The organism is Arthrobacter sp. Z1-9, from assembly GCF_054792695.1.
The window spans coordinates 4,230,489-4,252,964 of the sequence record NZ_CP096456.1; the positions used below are offsets into that span (position 1 = coordinate 4,230,489).

The 22,476-nt window shown below is 66.4% G+C and carries 23 protein-coding genes; 13 read left to right on the top strand and 10 right to left on the bottom strand.

Going from position 1 to position 22,476, the window contains the following annotated elements; genetic code table 11:
• The 4 genes from pcaH to M1D93_RS19550 all read right to left on the bottom strand — a co-directional run bounded on the left by pcaH (window position 1) and on the right by M1D93_RS19550 (window position 4,650).
• Window positions 1–873 carry a protocatechuate 3,4-dioxygenase subunit beta gene (gene pcaH, locus M1D93_RS19535; RefSeq protein ID WP_461173089.1) on the bottom strand — a complete coding sequence of 291 codons (873 nt, stop codon included), beginning with the start codon at window positions 871–873 and terminating at the stop codon, window positions 1–3.
• A gap of 37 nt (window positions 874–910) precedes the next feature.
• Window positions 911–2,785, bottom strand: a complete 1,875-nt coding sequence (locus tag M1D93_RS19540) for a bifunctional sugar phosphate isomerase/epimerase/4-hydroxyphenylpyruvate dioxygenase family protein (protein WP_461173090.1) — start codon at window positions 2,783–2,785, stop codon at window positions 911–913.
• Complete coding sequence (locus M1D93_RS19545) at window positions 2,785–3,666, bottom strand: shikimate dehydrogenase (protein WP_461173091.1); 882 nt, start codon at window positions 3,664–3,666, stop codon at window positions 2,785–2,787. The genes M1D93_RS19540 and M1D93_RS19545 overlap by 1 nt, the downstream gene beginning before the upstream one ends.
• 159 nt (window positions 3,667–3,825) lie before the next feature.
• A complete protein-coding gene (locus tag M1D93_RS19550) occupies window positions 3,826–4,650 on the bottom strand; it encodes an IclR family transcriptional regulator (protein ID WP_461173092.1) in 825 nt (274 codons plus the stop codon).
• 232 nt (window positions 4,651–4,882) lie between these two features.
• Here M1D93_RS19550 and M1D93_RS19555 point away from each other — a divergent pair, with 232 nt between their 5' ends.
• The 5 genes from M1D93_RS19555 (at window position 4,883) to nikE (ending at window position 11,435) form a co-directional block, all read left to right on the top strand.
• On the top strand, window positions 4,883–6,202 hold the full coding sequence (locus M1D93_RS19555; protein ID WP_461173093.1) for an MFS transporter: 1,320 nt from the start codon (window positions 4,883–4,885) through the stop codon (window positions 6,200–6,202).
• 273 nt (window positions 6,203–6,475) lie between these two features.
• Window positions 6,476–8,032, top strand: a complete 1,557-nt coding sequence (locus M1D93_RS19560) for an ABC transporter substrate-binding protein (RefSeq protein WP_461173094.1) — start codon at window positions 6,476–6,478, stop codon at window positions 8,030–8,032.
• A 22-nt stretch (window positions 8,033–8,054) separates the two neighbouring features.
• The gene (locus M1D93_RS19565) at window positions 8,055–8,996 is read left to right on the top strand and encodes an ABC transporter permease (protein ID WP_461173095.1); all 942 of its coding nucleotides are present in this window, start codon (window positions 8,055–8,057) and stop codon (window positions 8,994–8,996) included.
• Window positions 8,989–9,819 carry an ABC transporter permease gene (locus tag M1D93_RS19570; protein ID WP_461173096.1) on the top strand — a complete coding sequence of 277 codons (831 nt, stop codon included), beginning with the start codon at window positions 8,989–8,991 and terminating at the stop codon, window positions 9,817–9,819. Before M1D93_RS19565 ends, M1D93_RS19570 begins: the two co-directional genes overlap by 8 nt.
• Window positions 9,816–11,435: a nickel ABC transporter ATP-binding protein NikE gene (nikE, locus tag M1D93_RS19575; protein ID WP_461173097.1), complete on the top strand. Its 1,620-nt coding sequence runs from the start codon at window positions 9,816–9,818 to the stop codon at window positions 11,433–11,435. The genes M1D93_RS19570 and nikE overlap by 4 nt, the downstream gene beginning before the upstream one ends.
• A gap of 3 nt (window positions 11,436–11,438) precedes the next feature.
• On the opposite strand, the gene M1D93_RS19580 is transcribed toward nikE, so the two are convergent.
• Both M1D93_RS19580 and M1D93_RS19585 read right to left on the bottom strand, forming a co-directional pair.
• Complete coding sequence (locus M1D93_RS19580) at window positions 11,439–12,515, bottom strand: ATP-dependent DNA ligase (RefSeq protein ID WP_461173098.1); 1,077 nt, start codon at window positions 12,513–12,515, stop codon at window positions 11,439–11,441.
• Window positions 12,516–12,585: 70 nt separating this feature from the next.
• Entirely contained in the window at window positions 12,586–13,509 is a 924-nt protein-coding gene (locus M1D93_RS19585) for an AEC family transporter (protein ID WP_461173099.1), read from the bottom strand.
• Window positions 13,510–13,680: 171 nt separating this feature from the next.
• Here M1D93_RS19585 and M1D93_RS19590 point away from each other — a divergent pair, with 171 nt between their 5' ends.
• Window positions 13,681–14,721 (top strand): TIGR03885 family FMN-dependent LLM class oxidoreductase, encoded by a 1,041-nt coding sequence (locus tag M1D93_RS19590; RefSeq protein ID WP_461173100.1) that lies wholly within the window; start codon window positions 13,681–13,683, stop codon window positions 14,719–14,721.
• Complete coding sequence (locus M1D93_RS19595) at window positions 14,718–16,412, top strand: alpha-amylase family protein (RefSeq protein ID WP_461173101.1); 1,695 nt, start codon at window positions 14,718–14,720, stop codon at window positions 16,410–16,412. Before M1D93_RS19590 ends, M1D93_RS19595 begins: the two co-directional genes overlap by 4 nt.
• Before the next feature lie 55 nt (window positions 16,413–16,467).
• Here the strand turns inward: M1D93_RS19595 and M1D93_RS19600 are convergent, their stop codons facing one another.
• Window positions 16,468–16,863 (bottom strand): hypothetical protein, encoded by a 396-nt coding sequence (locus tag M1D93_RS19600; protein WP_461173102.1) that lies wholly within the window; start codon window positions 16,861–16,863, stop codon window positions 16,468–16,470.
• 162 nt (window positions 16,864–17,025) lie between these two features.
• On the opposite strand from M1D93_RS19600, the gene M1D93_RS19605 reads away from it, so the two are divergent.
• Complete coding sequence (locus tag M1D93_RS19605; protein ID WP_461173103.1) at window positions 17,026–17,262, top strand: hypothetical protein; 237 nt, start codon at window positions 17,026–17,028, stop codon at window positions 17,260–17,262.
• Between the two features lie 107 nt (window positions 17,263–17,369).
• Here M1D93_RS19605 and M1D93_RS19610 read toward each other — a convergent pair whose 3' ends face one another.
• The 3 genes from M1D93_RS19610 to M1D93_RS19620 all read right to left on the bottom strand — a co-directional run bounded on the left by M1D93_RS19610 (window position 17,370) and on the right by M1D93_RS19620 (window position 19,101).
• Window positions 17,370–17,693 carry a MoaD/ThiS family protein gene (locus M1D93_RS19610; RefSeq protein ID WP_461175074.1) on the bottom strand — a complete coding sequence of 108 codons (324 nt, stop codon included), beginning with the start codon at window positions 17,691–17,693 and terminating at the stop codon, window positions 17,370–17,372.
• Window positions 17,694–17,730: 37 nt separating this feature from the next.
• The gene (locus M1D93_RS19615; protein ID WP_461173104.1) at window positions 17,731–18,837 is read right to left on the bottom strand and encodes a WD40/YVTN/BNR-like repeat-containing protein; all 1,107 of its coding nucleotides are present in this window, start codon (window positions 18,835–18,837) and stop codon (window positions 17,731–17,733) included.
• Between the two features lie 63 nt (window positions 18,838–18,900).
• On the bottom strand, window positions 18,901–19,101 hold the full coding sequence (locus tag M1D93_RS19620) for a hypothetical protein (protein WP_461173105.1): 201 nt from the start codon (window positions 19,099–19,101) through the stop codon (window positions 18,901–18,903).
• 285 nt (window positions 19,102–19,386) lie between these two features.
• Here M1D93_RS19620 and M1D93_RS19625 point away from each other — a divergent pair, with 285 nt between their 5' ends.
• From M1D93_RS19625 to M1D93_RS19645, 5 genes are all read left to right on the top strand, one after another.
• A complete protein-coding gene (locus M1D93_RS19625; RefSeq protein WP_461173106.1) occupies window positions 19,387–20,112 on the top strand; it encodes an LPXTG cell wall anchor domain-containing protein in 726 nt (241 codons plus the stop codon).
• A gap of 98 nt (window positions 20,113–20,210) precedes the next feature.
• A complete protein-coding gene (locus M1D93_RS19630; protein ID WP_461173107.1) occupies window positions 20,211–20,954 on the top strand; it encodes a class F sortase in 744 nt (247 codons plus the stop codon).
• A gap of 55 nt (window positions 20,955–21,009) precedes the next feature.
• The gene (locus M1D93_RS19635) at window positions 21,010–21,525 is read left to right on the top strand and encodes a universal stress protein (RefSeq protein WP_461173108.1); all 516 of its coding nucleotides are present in this window, start codon (window positions 21,010–21,012) and stop codon (window positions 21,523–21,525) included.
• Between the two features lie 282 nt (window positions 21,526–21,807).
• Window positions 21,808–22,155, top strand: a complete 348-nt coding sequence (locus M1D93_RS19640) for a metal-sensitive transcriptional regulator (RefSeq protein WP_461173109.1) — start codon at window positions 21,808–21,810, stop codon at window positions 22,153–22,155.
• A gap of 66 nt (window positions 22,156–22,221) precedes the next feature.
• Window positions 22,222–22,461 (top strand): heavy-metal-associated domain-containing protein, encoded by a 240-nt coding sequence (locus tag M1D93_RS19645; protein WP_461173110.1) that lies wholly within the window; start codon window positions 22,222–22,224, stop codon window positions 22,459–22,461.
• The last annotated feature ends 15 nt before the right edge of the window (window positions 22,462–22,476 follow it).

Here is a 22,476-nt window from a genome sequence, read left to right on the forward strand (position 1 = left end):
TTACTCCTCGTCGCCCTCTGCGCCCAGCGCTTCGTTTTCGGTCCAGGTCCGCTTGGGGCCGGTCAGGACGATGTCCCAGTTGTAGCCCAGCGCCCACTCCGGCTCGGTGAGGTTGTGGTCGTAGTTGGCCACCAGTCGGTCCCGGGCGTCCTGGTCCACGATGGTCTGGTAGATGGGGTCCAGCGGGAAGAGCTGGTCGCCGGGGAAGTACATCTGCGTGATGATCCGCTGCGTGAACTCGGTGCCGAACAGCGAAAAGTGGATGTGGGCCGGCCGCCAGGCGTTGAGGTGGTTCTTCCACGGGTAGGCGCCGGGTTTGATGGTGGTGAAACGGTACGAGCCGTCAGGGCCGGTGATGCAGCGGCCGATGCCCGTGAAGTTGGGGTCGATCGGTGCGGGGTGCTGGTCGCGCTTGTGGATGTAGCGGCCGGAGGCGTTGGCCTGCCAGATCTCCACGAGCTGGCCTGCCACGGGGCGGCCGTTGCCGTCCAGCACCTTGCCCGCCACAATGATCCGCTCGCCCTGCGGCTCGCCGTTGTGCTGGATGGTCAGGTCGGACTCCAGGGTGTGCACGTCCTGGTGGCCGAAGGCCGGGGAATACAGCTCGATGGTCTCGGGGTCCGCGTGGTGCAGGCTCTTGGTGGGGTGCCGCAGGATGCTGCTGCGGTACGGCGGGTAGTCCAGCCGGGGCTGGGTCTCGGCCGTTGCGCCGTCCTTCAAGGCACGGGCATAGGCGTCGGCCAGGCCGTTGATCTCTGCGCTGAGGTCAGCCTGGGTCTCGACGGCGCGGTCCAGGGGCAGGTGCGCCGCCTTCGGCTCGGCAGGCGGCACGAGCTCTTCCAATTCCAGCTCGGCATTGATGTCTTCCGGCACGGCTGGCTCCTTTCGTAGGTGGTTTCTTTGATGGGTTTCAGAGTCGGGCGAGGTCATATTGGACGGCATGGCGGACCGGCGCATTGGGCGCCCCGTAGCCGTCGTAGCTGCCGCGGCGTTCCACCATTTCGAAGAACACACTGCCCACGGTGGCGGTGTAGAAATGGAGGAATTCCCCGTCGGCGTCCCGGTCATACAGGAGGTTGAGCTCCTGGAGGGTGGCCAGGAAACCCGGGTCAAGGTCGAAGCGGGCGTCCAGGTCCTCGTAGTAGTTGGCCGGAATGTGCAGGAACTCCAGGCCGCGGTCACGGGCGGAGCGGGCAGCGGCCACGAGGTCGTCCACGGCGAACGCGATGTGTTCCTGGTACGTCTTGTGCACCTGCTGCGCCGGGGCCTGCTGGTTTGGCGCCAGGTTCAGGACCAGCCGTACTGCGCCGTCGGAGGTCTGCATGACCTGCGAGCGCACCAGGCCGCTGGGGCTGGGCACCTCCGCGAACGGCTGCGGCTCGAGGGCGAGTGCGCTGGTGTAGAAGAGGACGGCTTCGTCGAAGTGCTGCCAGGGCTGGGCCAGGTTGACGTGGTCAATCACCGCGTTCCCTGCCTGCCGCGGGTGTTCCAGCCCTTCGCCAAATTCGTGCGTCCACGCCGCCGTGCCGTCCGGGCTGCCCTGGCACAGGAAGATCTCCGTTGAGTCCGGGGCGGAGATGCCCTGGAAGACTTCCTCGTCGGCCTGGACCTTGCGGGCCACCACCGGTGCCTTGAGTTGCTGGGCCCGGGCGGAGGCAATTACGGGCGAATCGACGTCGAACCCCAGGGCGGCGATGGCCGGCTCGGCGTGCGTGGCCGCCTGCTCGTTGATGATCACGCGCGCCTGGCCCATGGTCCAGAGCTGGACGTCCTTGGTGCGGTGCCGGCCCTCGAAGGCGAAGCCGAGCTGGCCCAGCAGCTTTTCAAGCTGCGCCGTATCGTCCGCCTTGACCTCGGCGAAGTTGAAGCCGGCCGGTTCGCTCACCTTGGGCAGCGTGGCCAGTTCCATCGGATAACGACGGCGGGAGGCGGCGCCGTTGCCGGCTGCACCTTCCGCTGTATTGCCGGCCAGCCACTTGGCGCTCTGTTCCTCCAGCCAGATGAGGGAGCGCATGGCGTCCACGGCGGTGCGTTCGACGTCGGACTGGCGGAAGACGTCGTTGAAGACCTCGAGGGAGACCGGCCCCGTGTAGCCGGCGCGGACCACGTGGCCCATGAACTTGGCGAGCTCGAACTGGCCCTCGCCGGGGAATACGCGATAGTGCCGGCTCCAGGACAGCACATCCATGGAGAGCTTGGGGGCGTCGGCAACCTGGACGAAGAAGATCTTCTCCGGGTTGAGTTTTTCGATAGGTGCGGTGTCCCAGTCCCTGGACAGGATGTGGAAGGAGTCCAGGCAGGTGCCGAAGTTGGGGTGGTCCACCATGTCCACCAGGCGGTACGCGTGCTCGTAGTCGTTGACGTACTTGCCCCAGGCCAGCGCCTCGTAGGCGACCTTGACGCCGTGGTCCCCGGCCAGCTCCGCGAGCTCGGTGAGCTGGGCGGCGCGGAGACCGTCGTCGTCGATAGTGGCGGTGGCAACGTTGGAGCAGACCAGGATGGTGTCCATGCCCAGCCGGGACATCAGCTTGAACTTAGCCTCAGCCCGCCGGAGGTTGGCCTTCAGCAGGTCCGGCGTCACGCCGTCGAAGTCGCGGAACGGCTGGTAGAGGTCCAATCCCAGGCCAAGATCGGCGGCCATGGTGCGCACGTCCTCGGGGCTCAGAGGCGAGGTGACCAGGTCCTGCTCGAAGTTCTCGATGCCGTCGAAGCCTGCAATGGCGCAGGCCTGCATCTTTTCCTTCAGCGTGCCGGACAGGCAGACAGTGGCGATTCCGGTGCGCATCAGGCAGCCACCTCCTCGGCGGCGACGAGTTCCAGGAAGTGCGAACGCATACGCTCCGGGTCAGGTTCGAGGCCGGTGAAGATGCGGAAGGCGTCGGCTGCCTGGCCTACTGCCATCCGGCCGCCGTCCAGGACGTCGCAGCCTTTGGCGCGGGCACTGCGGACGAGTTCGGTGTCGATGGGGCGGTAGACGATATCCGCCACCCAGTGCCGGGATTCCAGCAGGCCAAGGTCCAGCGGGACGCCGGGGTGGGCGGCCATGCCCACCGGGGTGCAGTGCACCAGGCCGTCAGCCAGCGGCATCAGCTGCGGCAGCTCCGACGTCGTACGCGCCGTGACCGTGCTGTCCGGGAAGAAGCCGGCCAGTTCCTCCGCCCGGGCTGCGCCGCGGGCAGCATCCATGTCCACGAGGTCCAGGTGGCGGACCCCGGCGGTCAGCAGGGCATAGGCGACGGCGGAACCCGCACCGCCTGCCCCGAGCTGCACCACACGGTCCAGGCGCGCACCGGGAAGGCCGGAGGCGAGGGCGGCGGCGAAGCCTGAGAAATCTGTGTTGTGGCCGACGAACCGGCCGTCCTGGATCACCACGGTGTTTACGGCGCCAAGCCGCACGGCGTCCGGGGACACCTCATCGAGGTGCTGCAGGACCAGCTGCTTGCAGGGGTGGGTGATGTTCAAGCCGTTGAAGCCGAGGCTGCGTGCGCTCTGCAGGAGCTGCCCCACGGATTCGCCCGGCAGGCCCAGTTCCAGCAGGTCGATGGGGCGGTAAAGGTAGCGCAGGCCCTGCACATCCCCTTCGCGTTCGTGCATGGGCGGGGTGAGTGACGGCATCACGCCATCGCCGACCAGTCCCACGAGGTAGGACTCAGTTCGATTGCTCATCCGTGCAGCTCCTTTGATACGGCACCGGGCAGCTTCCTTGCGGAGAACGCGCTGCCGGGGTGATGGAAATTACGGTACATCATTTGTTCTCTTTCCGCACTACTGTTCGTAATGCGAACGAGGGAACGAAAAGATAGTGAGCACGTCGGGCCACTTCAGCTACCGCTGCGGCAGCCTGGCCGCAAGCTCTGCGGCCGCTTCCTGCAGCAGGGGGACATGCGCCTCCAGGTCCTCAAGGCTCAGGCGGAAGACGGGGACCGCCGTGGCCAGCGAGGCGAACGCGTGGCCCTGGTCATTGAAGAGCGGGACTGCGACGGCACGCATCCCGGTCTCGTTCTCTTCATCCATCACCGCGAACCCGCGGCGCCGGATCAGCTCGATCTCCGAACGGAAGGCGTCCCTGTCGGTGATGGACTTTGGCGTGAGCGGCTCCAGCGGCAATTCGGCCAGCAGCTTTTCGCGCTCAGAGTCCTCCGCGAATGCCACCAGCGCCTTGCCCACGGACGTGGTGTGCAGGGAGCCCAGGTGGCCGGGATCGCTGGTGACGCGGAACGTCTGCGGACCGTCCACCTTGTTCACGGTGAGGTGGTGGTGGCCGTCGCGGACACTGAGGATGGTGGCCTCGCCGGTCTGTTCCGTGACGCGCCGGAGGACCGGCAGCGCCGCACCCGCAAAGCCGTGGTGGTTGGAGACCCGCTGGCCCAGCTGGAAAATCCGCAGGCCCAGGTGGTACCGGCGGCCCTCGGGCTCGTAGTCCACGAAGCCGTCCCTGGTGAGGGAGCCCAGGAGGCGGTAGGTGGTGCTGAAGGGCAGCTGGGCCCGCCGGGAGATCTCTGCCGCACTGGCGCCGCGCGGTTCATCTCCAAGCAGAACCAGGAGACCCAGGGCTTTGCCCACCATGTCGGTGCGGTCGGACCGCCCGGCCTTTGGGGAGTTTTCCTCAGCGGCAACATCATTGGGCGCTGTGTCTTGGTTCACACTCATACATCGATGTTGCCACAATGTGAGAGCTATTGCCAGTGAACGATTATTTTCTTGACAAGTGACTGCCCTCACAGCCACTATTGCTGTATCGCACAAGTAGCTCCCACAATGTGGCTACTGTCCGGGTTTTTCCCGCACCTCCAGCCGTGCCGCGCCAGGCCACCACCCCCGGCAGCGCCGGCTGCGAGCCCCTGATCCATCCGCGACAAAGTCGTCACACCAAAGGAACTCCATGAGCCAGATACTTCCGTCCGCCGAGCCAGGCATTGATGCCCCGGCCGGGACGCCGAAGAAGGCAGCCCTCGCCAGCTTCCTGGGCAGCGCCGTCGAATACTACGACTTCTTCATCTTCGGCTCCGCCGCCGCCCTGATCTTCCCCACGGTCTTCTTCCCGGATGCTGACGCCAACGCGGCCATCATGTCCTTCGCCACCTTCGGTTTCGCCTACGTCGCCCGCCCCGTCGGCGCCGTTATCCTGGGCCACTTCGGTGACCGGGTAGGCCGGCGGAAGGTCCTGATGTTCACCCTCCTCCTGATGGGCGCCTCCACCTTCCTGATCGGCTGCCTCCCGGACTTCAACACCGTCGGCTGGTGGGCACCGGCCCTGCTGGTGCTCGCCCGACTCTGCCAAGGGCTTTCCGCCGCAGGCGAGCAGGCCGGCGCCTCCTCCATGACGCTGGAACACGCCCCGGACAACCGCCGCTCCTTCTTCACCTCCTGGACCCTCACCGGCACCCAGGGCGGGCAGATCCTCGCCGCCCTCGTCTTCATCCCCGTCCTCGCCCTCCCGGACGAAATCAAGTACGGCATCGGCTGGCGCATCCCCTTCTGGCTCAGCGCCGTCGTGGTGGTCGTCGCATTCTTCATCCGCCGCACCCTGCACGAGCCGCCGGCCTTCGAGGAAGCCCAGAAAACCGCCCAGATCTCCAAACTCCCCGTCGCCGACCTGCTCAAGGGCCACTGGCGCGACGTCCTCCGCGTCATCTGCTGCGCCTTCATCGCCGCGGTCTCCACCGTCTTTGGCACCCTCGCCATCAGCTACGCCAAAACCGTCGCCGGCGTGGACGGCACCACCACCCTCTGGCTCGTCGTCGGCGCCAACCTCGTAGCACTCGGCACCCAGCCGCTGTTCGGCATGCTGGCAGACAAGATCGGCCGCAAGCCCGTCTTCATCTACGGAGCCCTAGCCAGCGCCGCCCTGACGCCCGTCTTCCTGCTCAGCCTGGAATCAGGCAGCGTCCCGCTGATGTTCCTGGCCGCCATCGGCTTCTTCTCCTGCGGCTACGCAGCCTCCAACGCCGTCTGGCCCTCCTTCTACGCCGAAATGTTCAGCACCAAGGTCCGCTTCTCCGGCCTCGCCATCGGCACCCAGCTCGGCTTCCTGATGGCAGGCTTCGCCCCCGCAATCGTCGCCGCCATGGGCGGCATCAAGCCCGGCGGCTGGGTCCAGATCAGCATCTTCACCGCCATCATCTGCACAGTGGCAGCCATCTCCGCACTCACCGCCAAGGAAACATTCAAGGTCCCCACCAAGCAGCTCGGCCTGAAGTAGATTCCGGGAGCGCTCCAGGCTCCTTACCGGTTGCCGGTCAAGCCCGCCATTCCCCAGGAGTGGCGGGCTTTCCGGTGCCCAGGCGGCAGCAGGCGGGGTACCAGCGGGCGGGAACGTACGACGCCGGGTGCCCGGCGTAGGCTTACGGCCCCCGTTCCCGGTCCTGAGCAGGCACGTCATCGATTCCACTTTTGCCGGAAGGGAAGGCTACCCTAAGTCGTCCCCTTTTTTATTCCTGCCCCTCCCCACGGCAGTCCTGCAAGGCGGTTTCCTGTGCGTTCGTTCCTCCGTCCCCGCGTCCTTCTGGCCGCGGCGGCCACCCTGGCCCTCACCGGCTGCGGTTTCAGCGGCACCCAGACCCAGTCCACCCAGTCCAGCGCTGCGGCTGATACCAGCCAGCGGATCGTGGTGGACAACTTCCGGGCACCCGTCGCCAACTGGGCCGTCGAGTCCGACGCCGCCTACATCCTGTCCCTGTCCGGCTGCCTGGAAACCCTGACCACGTACAACCAGGCCGAAGGCAAGGTGCTGCCTTCGCTGGCCACCGAGTGGAAGCAGACCTCACCCCTGGAGTGGGACTTCAGCATCCGCCAGGGCGTCAAGTTCCAGGACGGCACCGATCTCACCGCCGAGTCCGTGGTGGCCGCACTGAATCATGTCCTGGATGCAAAGGTCCCCGCCCGCGCCTTCAACCGCACCATGATCAGCAGCGTCACCGCGCTGGACGCCGAGACCGTCCGGGTCAGCACGCCGGCCGAGAACCCGCTGGTGCCGTACCGGCTGGCCAGCGTCAACACCGGAATCCTGGCGCCCGCCGCCTACAAGGCCGAGGGCCTGGACCCGTTCGGCCACTGCACCGGGCCCTTCAGCCCCGTCTCGGAGAAGGCGAAGCAGTCCCTCACCCTGGACCGCAACGAGAACTACTGGGGCGGCGACGTGCAGCTTGCGGGTGCCGAGATCCGCTTCATCACCAACGGCGCCACGCGTGCCGCGCAGGTGCAGACCGGCGAAGCTGACATCTCGCTCTCCATCCCCGTCGCGAGCCTCGCGGCCCTGAAGGCGGACGACGGCGTCTCCGTGCTGGGTGCCGATTCCCCCCGCACTGCCACGCTCTACATGAACAACGGCCGCGCTCCGCTGGACAACGTTGACGTCCGCAAGGCGGTGCGGGAGGCCCTCGACCTTGAGGCCCTCGCAGCCAGCGTCTACGAAGGTGCTGCCCTCCCGGCCACCGGACCTTTCGCGCCCTCGGAGCCCTGGGCAGGCGAAAAGCAGGACAAGCAGCAGCAGAACCTTGAGGAAGCCCGGAAGCTGCTCGCCAGTGCCGGCTACACCGCCGACCGGCCCCTGGAAATCATCGCCATCGTGGAGCGCGCCGAATTCGCCGACGTTGCCGCCGTCGTCCAGGAAAACTTGAAGAACATCGGCATACCCGTCTCCATCCAGTCCAAGGAATACGCCTCCGCCGAGCCGGACGTCCTGGCCGGCAACTACGACATGCTGCTCAGCCAGCGGAACCGGCTGATCGATATCGCCGATCCCATCGGGTTCCTCACCGCCGACTACACCTGCAAGGGCACCTACAACCTGAGCCACTTCTGCGACCCGGAGTACGACCGGATCATCGCCGAAGCCGCCAAAACCGTTGACACGAACGAGCGCTACAAGCTGTACGCCGAGGCAGGCCAGATCCTCCAGGACAAGGCAGTCAACGCGTGGCTCGTGAATGAACAGGCCACCGACGCGATCCGCACCAACGTCCTCTCCTACGTCCAGGACCCGCTGTCCCGCTACGTCCTGACGGCCAGGACGGGCAAGGCCGCGTCCTAAGCCACCCCGACACCCGCCGCAAATGCTGCAGTTCATCACCAAACGGACGGCCACCCTGGTGGCCGCCGTTGTGGTGTCCTCTTTTGCGGTCTTCCTGATCCCGTACTTCACGCCCGGTGATCCGGTGCGGAAGATCATCCGGTCCCGGGTGGCGGGTGACGCCGTCGACGAATCCGCGGTGCAGGGCCTCAGCGAGAGCCTGGGCCTGAACGATCCCCTGGCGGTCCAGTACTTCCGCTGGCTCGGGGATTTTTTCAGCGGTGACATGGGACTGTCCTTCGTCAGCCGCACGCCGGTGGCGGAGCAGGTGCTCCCGGCCCTCTCCGTCACGTTGAGCCTGGTTACCATGGCGCTGGTCCTGGCCGCGGCCGTATCGCTCCCCCTGGGGATCATTGCGGGACTGCGGCCCGGAAGCACCGCGGACAAGGCCATTACCGCCGTCACCCAGGCGCTCATTGCCATGCCGGAATACTGGGTTGCCCCCGTCCTGGTGCTGGTCTTTGCCCTGAAGCTGTCTGTCCTGCCCACGGCCGGCTGGAACGATCTTTCGTCCGCCGTCCTGCCCGCACTGACGCTTGCCCTGCGTCCCATCAGCTTCTTCACCTCAGCGGTACGGGCAGGGATCCTCGATGCGGCGGCCGCCGAGCACGTGCCCGCCGCCCGCGCGAGGGGGCTGAGCCAAGGCCAGGCGATCCTCCGCCACGTGGTGCCGAATGGGCTGGTGCCGCTCTCCACCCTGTTCGCCGTCTGGTTCGCCGGCCTGCTGGGCGGGTCGGTCATTGTGGAGGTCATTTTCGCCGTGCCCGGCATGGGCAGGCTGCTTTTCGACGCCGTCGTCAACAGCGACATCCCGCTCGCCCAGGGCGGCGTGGTGGTGGTGGTGGCCCTCGCCGTCGGCGTGACCACGCTGGCAGACTTTGTGCACCGGTTCCTCAGCCGCACGGTGGGAGCTTCCCTTGCGTAAATGGTTCAACATCACCACGCTGGCCGCGGCGGTGCTTGCCCTGATTGTGCTGGCGGTCCTGCTCGCCCCGTGGATCTCGCCCTACCCGCCCGCGGAGCAGAACCTTGCCGTACGCCTGGCTCCACCTTCAGCGGGGCATTGGCTGGGAACGGACAACCTGGGCCGGGACACCCTGAGCCGGATCCTCGAAGGGGGCAGGTTCTCCATGTCCGTGGCCGCCCTGGCCACGCTGCTGACCTGCCTTCTGGGCGTGGGCATCGGCATCGTCAGTGCAAGGCGGCGTGGCTGGGTGGATGAATTCCTGACCCGCACCAATGACGTCCTGCTGGCACTGCCGGAGATGGTGGTGGCGCTGTTCATTGTGGCCGCCCTGGGCACGGGCTTCGGGCCGCTGCTGCTCGCACTCGTGGTCACCGGGTGGACGCCCTTCGCCCGGCTGGCCCGCACGCTGGCCTACGACGTCTCGGCCAGGGGCTTCGTGGACGCTGCCCGCGTGGTGGGCTGCACGCCGTCGTTCATTATCTTCCGGCACGTCCTGCCGCACCTTGCAGCCCCGATCCTGGGCCAGGCGACGCTGCGGTTCGGGCACCTGCTCATCAGCGTGGGTGCCCTCTCCTACCTGGGCCTGGGCGTCCAGCCGCCGCAGTCGGACTGGGGCTCCATGCTGGCAGCGGCCCAACCCTTCGCGGACCGCGCCCCGCTGGGGATCCTCGCCCCGGGCCTGGTCATTTTCACGGTTGCCCTCTGCGTGACCCTGATCGGCCAGCGGGCAGCCCACATGGCCGCAGCCCCGCTGCTCATGCCGCAGCTGGCGGAAAAATGAACCCTATGAACGCGGGCCTGGTCCTGGACGGCCTGCAGGTCAGCCACACAACCTCCGACGGCGGCGCTTCCGGCAGGCCCCTGCTGACCGGTGTCTCCCTCTCCGTGGAGCCCGGTGAGTTTGTGGCCCTGGTGGGCAGTTCCGGTTCCGGCAAGACGCTGACCGCAATGTCCTGCCTGCAGCTGCTGCCGCCCGGCCTTGGCATCACCGGCGGTTCCATCCGGCTCGGGGGCCTGGACCTGACCACCGCTTCCGAACACCAGCTCACCTCGGTGCGCGGCGGCCGGCTGGGAATGCTCTTCCAGCAGCCCAAGCGTATGTTCAACCCGAACCGGACCATTGGGCAGCATCTCAAGGAGCCCCTCCGGCTTCACGCGGGCCTTCGCGGTTCCACGGCGCGCAGCAAGGCACTGGAACTGCTTGAGGAGGTGGGTTTCGCCGATCCGGGAAAGGGGATCCGCGCCTACCCGCACCAGCTCTCCGGCGGCATGGCGCAGCGCGCCATGACTGCCCTGGCCCTGGCCGGGCAGCCCGGGATGCTGCTGGCGGATGAGCCGACGTCGGCGCTGGACAAGGTGCTCGAGCGCCAGATCCTGCAGCTGCTGGAGCGGGAACGCCGGGAACGTGGCCTGGGCATTCTCTACATCACCCACAACATCGCGTCCGTTGCCGCCTTCGCGGACCGGGTGCTGGTGATGAACTCGGGCAGCATTGTGGAGGCAGGTCCTGTTGGTGAGCTGCTCACCCGGCCCAAGACCTCCTACGCCCGCGAGCTGCTGGCGGCCGCGCGCCTGGCGCCGGAGTCCCGCCGTCGTCCGCCTTCCCGGGAGCGCGACATCCTGGTGCTTGACGGCGTGGGCAAGCATTTCGGGTCGCGGCGGAAGCTGGGCCATGCCGCGCTGCAGGATGTCTCGCTGACCCTCAAGCGTGGCGAGATCCTCGGTGTGTTGGGCCAGTCAGGGTCCGGCAAAAGCACCCTGGCCAAGGCCATCGTCGGCCTGGAGACGGCGAGCACAGGCACCATCTCACGGCAGCTGGACGCTACGGGTCCGCGTGAGGCCACCGCGGTCCAGCTGGTGTTCCAGGAACCCCACAGCGCTTTTGACCCGCGGATGACGCTGCGCACCAGCCTGCAGGCACCGCTGCGCCCACGCCTTGATCTTTCGCCGGAACAGCGGGACGGGCGGATTGCGGCGGTGATGGCCGAGGTGGAACTGGACGCAGCATTACTGGACAAGCGGCCGGGCCAGTGCTCCGGCGGCCAGCTGCAGCGCGCCACCATCGCGCGGGCACTGCTGCTGGAACCGCAGGTCCTGATCTGCGACGAAGCCACCTCGGCACTGGACGCCCTCACGCAACGGACGATCCTGAACCTGCTGCTGCGGCTGCAGCGTGAACGGAACTTGTCCCTGATCGTCATTTCGCACGACATGGATGTGGTCCGGTACATGTGCGACCGGGTTGCCGTCCTGCTGGAGGGGCGCGTCGTCGAGGTGGCGGAAACCAAGGACTTCTTCGCGGCACCGCGGCACCCGCACAGCCAAGCGCTGGTGGAAGCCTCGATCCCGTGCCGCGCGGACGGCTTGTGGAGCGTCCTGGACGTGGCGAAGCCCTAGGAGCTAGGGCCGGCCGGTCTCCAGCACCGACGCCAAGTCGAAGTTGACGGGCTCCTCGAGCTGGGCGTAGGTGCATGATTCCGGGTCCCGGTCCGGCCGCCAGCGGTTGAACTGTGCCGTGTGGCGGAACCGGTCGCCTTCCATGTGGTCGTACCGGACCTCCACCACCAGTTCCGGGCGCAGCGGCACGAAGGAGAGGTCCTTCCCGGCGCTCCAGCGGCTGCCTTCGGCGTTGCGCGGGGTCCGCTCCCCTTCCTCTTGCTTGCCCCAGGCCCACGGATGGCCCTCAAAGCCGGTCACCAGGGGCAGGAGCTGTTCGTACAGCTCCTGCCGGCGCTTCATGGGGAAGGCACCGATAACCCCGACGCTGGCCAGGCCGCCGTCGTCCTTGTACAAGCCGAGCAGCAGCGAACCGATGGCGTCCGGTCCGCTCTTGTGCAGCCGGTAGCCTGCCACCACGCAGTCGGCGGTGCGCTCGTGCTTGGTCTTGAACATCACCCGCTTGTCCGGCTGGTAGCGGCCGTCCAGCGGCTTGGCCACAATGCCGTCCAGGCCGGCCCCCTCGAACTGCCTGAACCACTGTTCCGCCGTGTCCTTGTCTGTTGTGGCCGCCGTGAGGTGGACAGGAGCGTTACTGGCCGCCAGGGCCTTCTCCAGCGCTGCCCGCCGCTCGGTGAAGGGCCGGGCCGTGTAGTCGTCGCCGCCAAGGGCCAGCAGGTCGAACGCCACAAACGAGGCAGGTGTCTGGGAAGCAAGCAGCTTAACCCGGCTCGCGGCAGGGTGGATGCGCTGCTGCAGGGCATCAAAGTCCAGCCGGTCCCCCGAGGCGCCCACCAGGATGATCTCCCCATCAATGACGCAGCGCGGCGGCAGGTTTTCCTTCAGCGCCGCCACCAGCTCCGGGAAGTAGCGGGTCATCGGCTTTTCGTTGCGGCTGCCGATCTCCAGGTCGTCACCGTCGCGGAAGATGATGGACCGGAAGCCGTCCCATTTTGGTTCATAACTGAGGTCCCCTTCCGGGATGCCGCTGACGGCCTTGGCGAGCATGGGCGGGACGGGCGGCATCACGGGAAGTTCCATGTGCCCATTCTTGCCCGGAGGCAGCCGCGCGCGGAACCCCACACCGCCCCGCAGGGAAAGCCGGGCGGCTTTACCCGGCCAGCAACCAAACGATCAGGATCAGCGCCGGGGCTGCTGCCGCCGTCGAGAGGAGGATCGTTTCACGGGCCACCGCGACGCCGCGCCCGTATTTGCCGGCAAACAGGAACACGTTCTGCGCCGAGGGAAGGGCCGCCATCAGCACCACGCCCAGGAGCATGTGCTGGTCCAGGTTGAACAGGAAGCGGCCGACGACGAACGCCAGCGCTGGCATCACCGCGGACTTGAGCGCGGTGGCGGTGAGGATCTCCGCCGTGTGCCCGCCGCTTTGCAGCATGCGGGTGCCGTGCAGCGACATGCCGAAGGCGAGCAGCACCACCGGGACCGCCGCACCACCCAGGAGTGTCAGCGGCGCCATCACCGGATCAGGAAGTTCCACGTTGAACGCGGCCAGCACCACGCCCAGGAGGGAGGCGATGATCATGGGGTTCCGGAACGGCTGTGTTAGCAGCAGGCGGGGCGAAAACCGGCCGGCTTCGGAGAGATCAAGCACGGTAAGGACCAGCGGGGCGAACAGAAGCAGCTGGACCAGCAGGACGGGGGCCACGGGAGTTGCATCACCGAGGGCATACAGCGTGATGGGGATGCCGATGTTGTTGGCGTTGACGTAGGAACTGGCCATCGCACCGATAGTGGTCTCAGCGAGCGGACGCCGGAACCACAGCCGGCTGGCCAGCACATACAACAGGGCCGTGGCAACAGCGGTAACCAGGGCCAGTGGAACGTACGCGGAAAAGACCACGGTGAGGTCCGATTCCAGGACCACCGTGAAGAGCAGGACGGGGTTGGTGATGAAGAAGGCTGTACGGGTCAGGGCCGAAACCGTGGGCTCCCCGCCCAGCCCGCACCGCGCGGCTATGTACCCCACTGCAATGACGACGCCGATCACCGCCAGCCCGATCAGCACACCGCCCACGAGTGGTACTTCCTTCCAGTTCCGCCGCCTGCGCAGGAGTTCCGGGAAGCGCAGTACTACAAGTTACAAACTTATCTGACAAGTGGCTTGCCGCCGGAACGCCAGCACCGCCCGGCGACGCACGCCAAAAAAACCTCGACACAGCGCCACGCCGGACTGTAGAGGTTAACGATGGTTACTGTCGGCTTCCACGCCTCCCACGAACAGATCAGTCCCGGCCAGCTGCTCAAGGACGTCCAGCACGCGGAACGCGCCGGGTTCGATGCGGCCATGTGCTCGGACCACATCGAGCCCTGGTCCGCCCGGCAGGGGCACTCCGGGTTCGCCTGGTCCTGGCTGGGTGCAGCGATGGCAACCACCAATCTCCGCTTCGGCGTAGTGACGGCGCCAGGCCAGCGGTACCACCCGGCCATCATCGCCCACGCCTCGGCCACCCTTGCCGGCATGTTCCCGGACCGCTTCTGGTTCGCGCCCGGCAGCGGCGAGAACATGAACGAGCACATCACGGGTGACGGCTGGCCGGCAAAGGACATCCGCCAGCGCCGGCTGGAGGAATGTGTTGACGTGATCCGGCGGCTGCACCGCGGCGAGGAGGTCACCCACCGCGGGCTCGTGACCGTGGAGCAGGCGCGGATTTGGGACGTTCCGGAGAATCCCCCGCCGCTTATTGCGCCCGCGGTGAGCGTGGACACCGCGCGCCGTGCGGCCGGTTGGGCTGACGGCCTGGTGACCGTGAACCAGCCTCCGGGCAAGCTGAGGGAGATGCTGGCCGCGTACCGGGACAACGGCGGGCGCGGCAAGGCTGTCCTGCAGGTCCATTTGTCCTGGGCCGGAAACGAGGACGAAGCGGTTGCGGTTGCCCTCGACCAGTGGCGGACGAATACCTATGATCCGCCCATCCCCTGGGACCTGCCCACGGCCGGACACTTCGACCTGGTGGGCGAGCACGTGACGGAGGAGCAGGTCCGGACGACGGTCAACATATCCGCGAGCCTGGAACAGCACGTGGACTGGCTCGGCGGGTACGCGGACCTGGGCTTCGACGAGCTCTACCTGCACTTCGTGGGGCAGGAGCAGGTTCCCTTCATCGACGCCTTCGCCGCGGAGGTCCTCCCGCAGCTGCGCACTCCCGGCAGCACCACTGCCGGAACCGCCGCTGAGCCGCAGCTTGTCGCTTCCGCAGCCGAACCGGCGTCGGACGCCCGGGCATGAGGATCGCCGAAACCTCAGACCTCTGGTGGAAGAACGCGGTGATCTACTGCCTCGACGTTGAGACATTTTTTGACGACGACGGCGACGGAACCGGTGACTTCGCCGGCCTCACCCAGCGCGTGGACTACCTCGCTGCGCTGGGCGTGACCTGCATCTGGCTTATGCCGTTCTACCCCTCGCCCGACCGTGACGACGGGTACGACGTGACCGATTTCTTCACCGTAGACCCCCGGCTGGGCACCATGGGGGACCTGGTGGAGTTCATTCGGGCGGCCAAGGACCGGGGCATGCGTGTCATCGCCGATTTTGTGGTCAACCACACCTCAGACCAGCACCCCTGGTTCGTTGAGGCCCGGAAATCAACGGACAACCCGTACCGGGACTTCTACGTGTGGCGGAGCGACACTCCCCCGGACACCTCTTCGGAGGTGGTGTTTCCCGGCGAGGAAACGTCGCTGTGGACCCAGGATGACGCCACCGGGGAGTGGTACCTGCACATGTTCGCCAAACACCAGCCGGACCTGAAAGTCACCAACCCCAGGGTGCGGAACGAAATTGCCAAGGCGATGGGCCTGTGGCTGGAACTCGGGCTGGACGGCTTCCGGCTGGACGCGGTGCCCTTTTTCCTGGAGACCCGCGGCCAGCCCAAGGACGAGGCGGCCAACCTGGATCCGCACGGCTACCTTACTGCGCTGCGGAGTTTCGTCAGCCGCCGGAACGGCAGTGCGGTGCTGCTGGGCGAGGTAAACCTGCCATACAAGGAGCAGCTGGAGTACTTCGGCGGACCGGACGGCAACGAGCTGAACATGCAGTTCGACTTCATGACCATGCAGCACCTCTATTTGTCCCTGGCCCGGCAGGATGCACGGCCTTTGGCGGAGACGCTCAAGAGCCGCCCGCCGCTCCATCCCGACAACCAGTGGGCCGTGTTCGTGCGCAACCATGACGAGCTCACCCTGGACAAGCTCAGCGACGGCGAGCGCGGGGAGGTTTTTGCCGCCTTCGGGCCGGAGAAAAACATGCAGATCTACGGGCGGGGCCTGCGCCGCCGGCTCCCCCCGATGCTGGGCGGTGATCCGGAACGCCTCCGGATGGTGTACTCGCTGATGTTCTCCCTCCCCGGCACCCCGGTGCTCTTCTACGGTGAGGAAATCGGTATGGGCGAGGACCTCCGGCAAAAGAGCCGGGCGGCGGTGCGCACCCCCATGCAGTGGAACGACGCAAAAAACGGGGGCTTCTCCACGGCCAAAGCAGCGGACCTCCTGGTGCCACTGGTCCGCGGGGAGTATGGCCCGGAACGCGTGAACGCCGCAGCCGCCAAACGGGACCCCAACTCGCTGTTCAATTTCATGGCGACCCTGATCAGCCGCTACCGGGAATCCCCGGAGCTGGGCTGGGGCAAGTTCGGCATCATCGACCAGCCGGAGCCGGCGGTCTTCGCGCACACCTGCAGCTCGGACGGCGGCATCCTGGTCCTCCTGCACAACCTTGGCGAGGACCCGGTGAAGGTCGCCGGCAAGGTTGGCCAGGAGGACGGGCCGCGGCAGGCGTACAAGGACGCGATCCTGCTGGACCTGTTCGACGGCGACAACGTGGCTTTGGAGCCCGACGGCGGCTTCACCGTTGAGCTGGGACGTTACGGTTACCGGTGGTTCCGGGTGCACGGAAAAGGGGACCGGCTGGCCCCTTAGGTGAAGCTGACACTCGACAGTCCGGACGACAGTTTGTGCGCCGGCCGGGACACCCTCAGCGGGTGGAAGCTGCCTGGAACAGCCGGTCAGCTTCCGCCAAAATCCGTTCTTTCACGGGAGGGGATACCGTCACTGTCCGGCGGCCGTCCTGTTCCTGGTCGCGTATGCCCACGGCCAGGGCGCTCATCAGCTCTGCGTCCTCAGCGGTGGCCAGGTCGCTGCCGATGAGCTGGACCAACACCTTCAGGCCGGCCAGGCGGCGCTGCGGGTCGGCGTCGTTCAGTGCGGAGTCGATGGCCCATTGCGCCCGCTTCCACCACTGGTCCCTCCTGTCCGCACGCGAGCGTTGCCGGTAAGTCAGGTAAGCCACCAGGACCACGCCGAACGTCGCCAGCGGCGCTATCGCCGCCGCACCAAGCAGGGCGGCCCAGATCCCTCCAACGATCTCCATGGCACCACCTTAGGTCCCGGTTGTTGCAGACCGCCGGGAAACAGTTCCGGCTTCAAGAACTAACCGGCGCCTAACCGCGAGGAAACCAGGGCGCAACATTGGCCGCCCACACTAGGTAGTGCAGGCAAGAGCCGGCACCAGCTCCAGCCAGGAGGCCCCGCCATGTTGAAGAAAGCAGCAGCCAATGTAACCAGAGTCCGCGCCCTGGACCAGCTCCACCGTGGCGACGAAATCGAAGCCCGGCTCTCGGTGGGCCCCTCCTACGATGACGTAGTGATCCGCCGCGGCGCTGTCCAGGAGACAGCACCCGGCATCGGGGTGGTGTGGATTTTGGACCGAATGACGGGCCTGCGCAAAGCCATCAATACGGACGAGTGCAGCGTCTGGCGGGTCGCTTGACGCATGCTCCTGTGCAGTTGTGCGCGGGGCCGGCAGCCTGGCGGGGGCGGGTGTAGTCAGTAAGGACTGCCCGCCGCCCGCGAGCGCCGCCCCGCACGGGCAGCACGTCAGCCTCCGGCCACTGACTGGATGACCAGCACCTCCTGGCCGGGTGCCACCTCGGTATCCAAGCCCTGCAGCCGCCGCACCTCGTCACCATCCACGTAGATGTTTACGAAGCGCCGCAACGCCCCCGTCTCGTCACGCAGCCGTCTGGCCAGCACAGCGTAGTCGGCCGTAACGGCGTCCAGCAGTTCCGCAACCGTCACATGCCCGTCGGCGGGCGCAGTCAGTATGGACTGCCCGCCGGCCAAGGGCTGAAGGATGCTCGGAAGAACTACGGTAATACCGGGCGCACCGGCGGCCTGCCCGCTGCCACCGGCCGCCGGCATCACGCCTTGGGGCGACGCACTGCCCGGCAACGTACTGTCAGGCACCGGCCACCACTGCCGCCCGCACACACAGCACGTCCGGCAGGTGGGCCGCCACCTCGGTAAAGGTTTCCCCCTCGTCCGCGCTGGCGTAGACGGTGCCGCCGCGCGTGCCGAAATAGACGCCGGCCGGCTCCGCTGTGTCCACGGAAGCGGCGTCCCGCAGGACGCTGTTGTACTCGCCGCTTGGCAGCCCGCTGCTGAGCCTCTTCCAGGAGCCGCCGGCGTCGTCCGTGCGGTGGACTGCCAGCTCGCCGTTGGGCGGGATACGCTCGCCGTCGGCCTTGAGCGGGACTACCCAGGCAGTACCTTCCCTTCGTGGATGGGTCAGCATAACGAATCCGAAGTCGGCCGGCAGGCCCTCGGCGATGGAGTTCCAGGTTTCCGCGTTGTCGTCCGTGCGGTAGACGCCGTGGTGGTTTTGCGCATAGAGCCGGCCGTCGACGGCGGCATCCGCAGCGATCTTGTGTACGCATTGGCCGAATTCCGGGTTGGGGTCCGGCATGAAGTAGGCCGAGATGCCCCGGTTCCGCGCTTCCCAGGAGGTGCCGCCGTCGAGCGAGCGGTAAACGCCGCCGGTGCTCATGGCGACATGCACCGTTTGGCGGGCGGGGTGGACCACGATGGAGTGGGCGGCTGCGCCGCCGTAACCCGCACCCCATTCGCTGCGGTGGGGGTGGTCCCACAGTCCGCGGTTAAGTTCGAAGTGTTCGCCGCCGTCCGTCGACTTCCAGACCGAGATGGGCTCCGCTCCTGCCCAGACGACGCCCGGGCGGGATTCGGCGTCCGGATGGATCTGCCAGATCCGCTCCAATGCCGCGCCGGTGTCCTCCGGGAACCTGATGGCGCCCTGCTCCGGCTCGGACCACGTGCTGCCAAGGTCGTCCGAATGGGCCACCGTTGGTCCCCAATGCTCATTCCGCACCCCCACCATGATCCGGGTGCGGCCGTTCCTGGTGTCGATCCCGATGCTGGGAATCTCACTCATCAGGAAGTGCGGGCCGGTGAAGGACCATTCGCGCCTGTCCTGGCTGGAGGCGAGCCACAGGCCCTTTTTGGTACCGATGGCTAAGACAAAACTCTCTTCGGTTGTCATGTCCACCATGCAACCACCGCCCCGGGCCGCCCGCAACGGTTTTCTTGGTTGCCGGCTCACCCTTGGCGGCTGTTAGTCCACGAACTCCGACTGGGTTTCAATGAAGTCCCAGTCCGCCGCCGTGAGCACTGCCGCCGGGTTGTCCGAATGGGGTCCACCGGCTGCCACGATACCTTGCAGCACAGGAAGCGGAAGCTCCTCGGCCCGAAGGTTCTCCCGCAGCCATTCCTTGCTCGCCAGGTCCAGGTCCAGCCACCACATAAAAATTTCCATGCCGTCCACGCCCTTTCGTCGCCTGCTTCAACGGTAGGCGCGGGCCGGTCGGGCTACAAGGTACTGCGGAGGCACCAAGTGGTGGGCCGGTTTTTTCGGGTACCGGCAAGTAACCGGGCCACCGGTTGCAAGCGAAAGACGAGTACCCCCTACTCGCGACTGGCCGCAGTGGCCAACCCTAGCCTGAAAACTCAAGCAAGCTGACCGTGCTGCTGGGGCATTCGGCGCATTCGCTGATCCTCCTCGCCATGGTCCGTTTCACATCGACAACTGGGGAGAATCATCATGAAACGTGCCATCACAACGCTGGGGGTGCTGGGCCTGGCGGCATTCGCCGTCGCGGCTCCGGCCGTAGCGGACCGCGGATCCGACGACGACAAGATTGTCATCTGCCACGCCGGTTCCGGCTCCAACTCCGGGCACTTCACCGAGAATATGGTTGCCCTCCCGGGGCTGAACGGCCATGACAACCACCCCGCCGACATCATCCCGCCCCATCACGGCATGGAACAGGGGCAGAACTGGGCCGCTGGCAGCGCCACCCACGCCAATGGGTGCAAGGTCTCGACGGTCGTGGTCCCACCCCTGGAGAATCCGCCAGCAGGCAACCCTCCCGTAGAGAACCCACCCGCCGTCAACCCGCCTGCCGGAAACACCCCCGTCGAAAACCCAGGTGGTGTTAACCAGCCCGTCGTCGAGCCGCAGGTTGTTACACCTGTGGTTGAGCAGTCTCCTGTTGTCCCACCTGCGGCCGTCGCGCCTCCCGCAGCGGCCGTCGTCGTGCCCCAACAGCCGGAAGTAGCCCAGCCGAGGGCCGCTGCTCCACAGCGGGCAGCCGTGGCGCCAGCTGCCACCACCAGCCTGGGAACCAACCAGGGGTACAACGCCCAGACCGCCGTCGGCGGTTCTGACAGTCCGTCCTCCTGGCTGGCGGGCTTGGGTGCACTGTTTGCAGCGGGCGCGGCAGTAGCGTTCCGGCGCAGGTCCCGCACGCTGCCCCTGGCCGGCTGACCCCGGCTGCGCCGCAGCACGCGGCCACCTGACAGGAAGGCGTCCCGCCAGTGCCCGGCGGGGCGCCTTCCTACCCGTTACAAGTGGTGAGGAGCAGCATGGCAAAGGAACACAGCCGGCGGGCGGCCCGAAAAGCGCCCAGGCGGGGGCGCTGGAACCGGGGCGACCTGGTCATTCTCCTGTGCGGTGTCCTGGCCTTTTTGTCCATCACCTTCATGGCCCCCCTGTCCCATCAGGGGCAACTGATCGCCGGCGGAGGCGGGACGGTGATCGAATCAACGCCCTCCGACATCGATTCCGCAGAACCTGCATCGATCGCCGCAACCGGGACACTGAACGGGGAGAAGCCAGCCCCGGTGGAGGCCCCTGCCCCACAAATACCGTCTCCTGCCCTTCCGGCGGCGGCTAAACCGGTTCGGATCCGCTACGCGTCTGCCGCCTTCGATGTGCCTGTGCATGCGCTGGAGTTGGACGACTCCGCGCGGGCCAGCCAAACCGTCGTGCCGCCGGCCACTAAGGACGGTTACTGGCTGAGCCCATTCGGCACCCCGGGACATGACTCCGCCAACACAACCTACGTCATCGGCCACAGCTGGGAAGGTGCGGAGGCACCCTTCAACCATCTGAGTTCAGCAGCAAGCGTGGGCGACCGGTTCGAAGTGGACACCACAACCGGCACGATTGCCTATGAAGTGGACAGCGTGACGACGTACCTGAAGTCCAGCCTGAAAGACAGCCCCATCTGGGACATCGTGCCCAACCGGCTGGTCCTGATCAGTTGCTTTACCGAAGACCCCTGGGGCAAAAACGTGGTGGTCACGGCTTCGCCTGCCACGCCCTGACCTTCCATGGCGTAATGCCGCTGTTCAAGAGTGTCCAAGGAGGTGAGAATGAACTATGTCAGAACACATGCACGGTACTTCTCCCCTGCTGGTAGGAGTGGCTCCCAGGCAGCATCCGGAGGTCCTGCACACCGCCGCCTCCCTCGCCGCGAGGCTGGGGACCCGTTTGCTCTGCGCCTACGTGGATGAGGCGAGCTACCTGGTGGAATGGGACCCGGCACGGTCCGCGCACCGGCTCTCCCTGCACCCTGACGCTGACGCAGAGGACATCGGCGGAGTGACGATGGAGCTTAAGGCGGCGATAGAAGCCGCGGTGGCCCAAGTGCCGCCGGGGACCGCGGCTGCCGAATGGACTCTTCAGACCCTGACGGGGGACCCTGCCCGCGCCCTCGCCCAGCTAGCAGCGGAAACCGACGCGCCGATGATCATCGTTGGCACCTCTGAGCGGGGATTGACCCACCGGCTGGCGGAAGCACTCAGTGGGTCGGTAGGTGCCTGGCTTACGCGCCACCAGAGCAGGCCCGTGCTCATTGTGCCGTACCGGATGGCCGCCCACGAGGACCGTGCATGACCCGCGAAAAGCCCTTCCGGCACGCAGAAATCCCGGCAAAGAAAGTAAAGCGAAAGTAGTTATTCAGGGTGCTGGCGGAGTGGCCTACCAGCCAGTAAGCTAAGTGAAGCAGGCCGGTCCCACAGACGTGGAAGCCAGGTTTGCCCAAAGGCTGCTCCGGAGTGCGTATCCCCCAATAACGCACTCCGGAGCTTTTTGTTGCCCAAAAACGCCACCTGTGCGCATGCGCATACCCCCAGGGGGTACTTGCGCCGATACCCCCACCGGGTATACGGTTGAATTATGAGCGCAACCGATGAAGAACTCCCGGAAATCATTGCAGACCAAGCCGCACTGGAGCATGGCTACACGGGGAACAAGGAGGCCTACCTCCGCCGGCTAAAGCGCATCGAAGGCCAGGTGCGGGGAATCGCGCGCATGGTGGATGAGGACAAGTACTGTATCGACATCCTCACCCAGGTCTCGGCCGTCACCAAGGCGCTGCACGCCGTCAGTTTAGGACTCGTCGAAGAGCACATCGGCCACTGCGTGGTGGGTGCGGCGTCTGAACCGGATCCCGAACTGCGGGCGGAAGCCATCGATGCCAAGGTCAAGGAAGCAGCCGATGCCATCGGCCGGCTCCTCCGGTAACGCCCACCTTTTCCGGCACCGGTAATGCACCACTAATAACGCCTTCCCAACAACAAGGAGCAGCACATGAGCACCCTTTCCCCCACCACCACCACCGTCAGCGTCTCCGGCATGACCTGCGGACACTGTGTTTCGGCCGTCAGTGAAGAACTTGAGTCCCTCGCAGGCGTAGAGGCCGTGGACGTCGAACTCAACGCCGGCGGCATTTCCACTGTCACCATCACCTCAAGCAACGAACTGTCACCCTCGGAGATCGGCGAAGCCGTAGCGGAGGCCGGTTACCTGGTCGTCGCGAACGAAGCCTGAATTTCACCACGGACC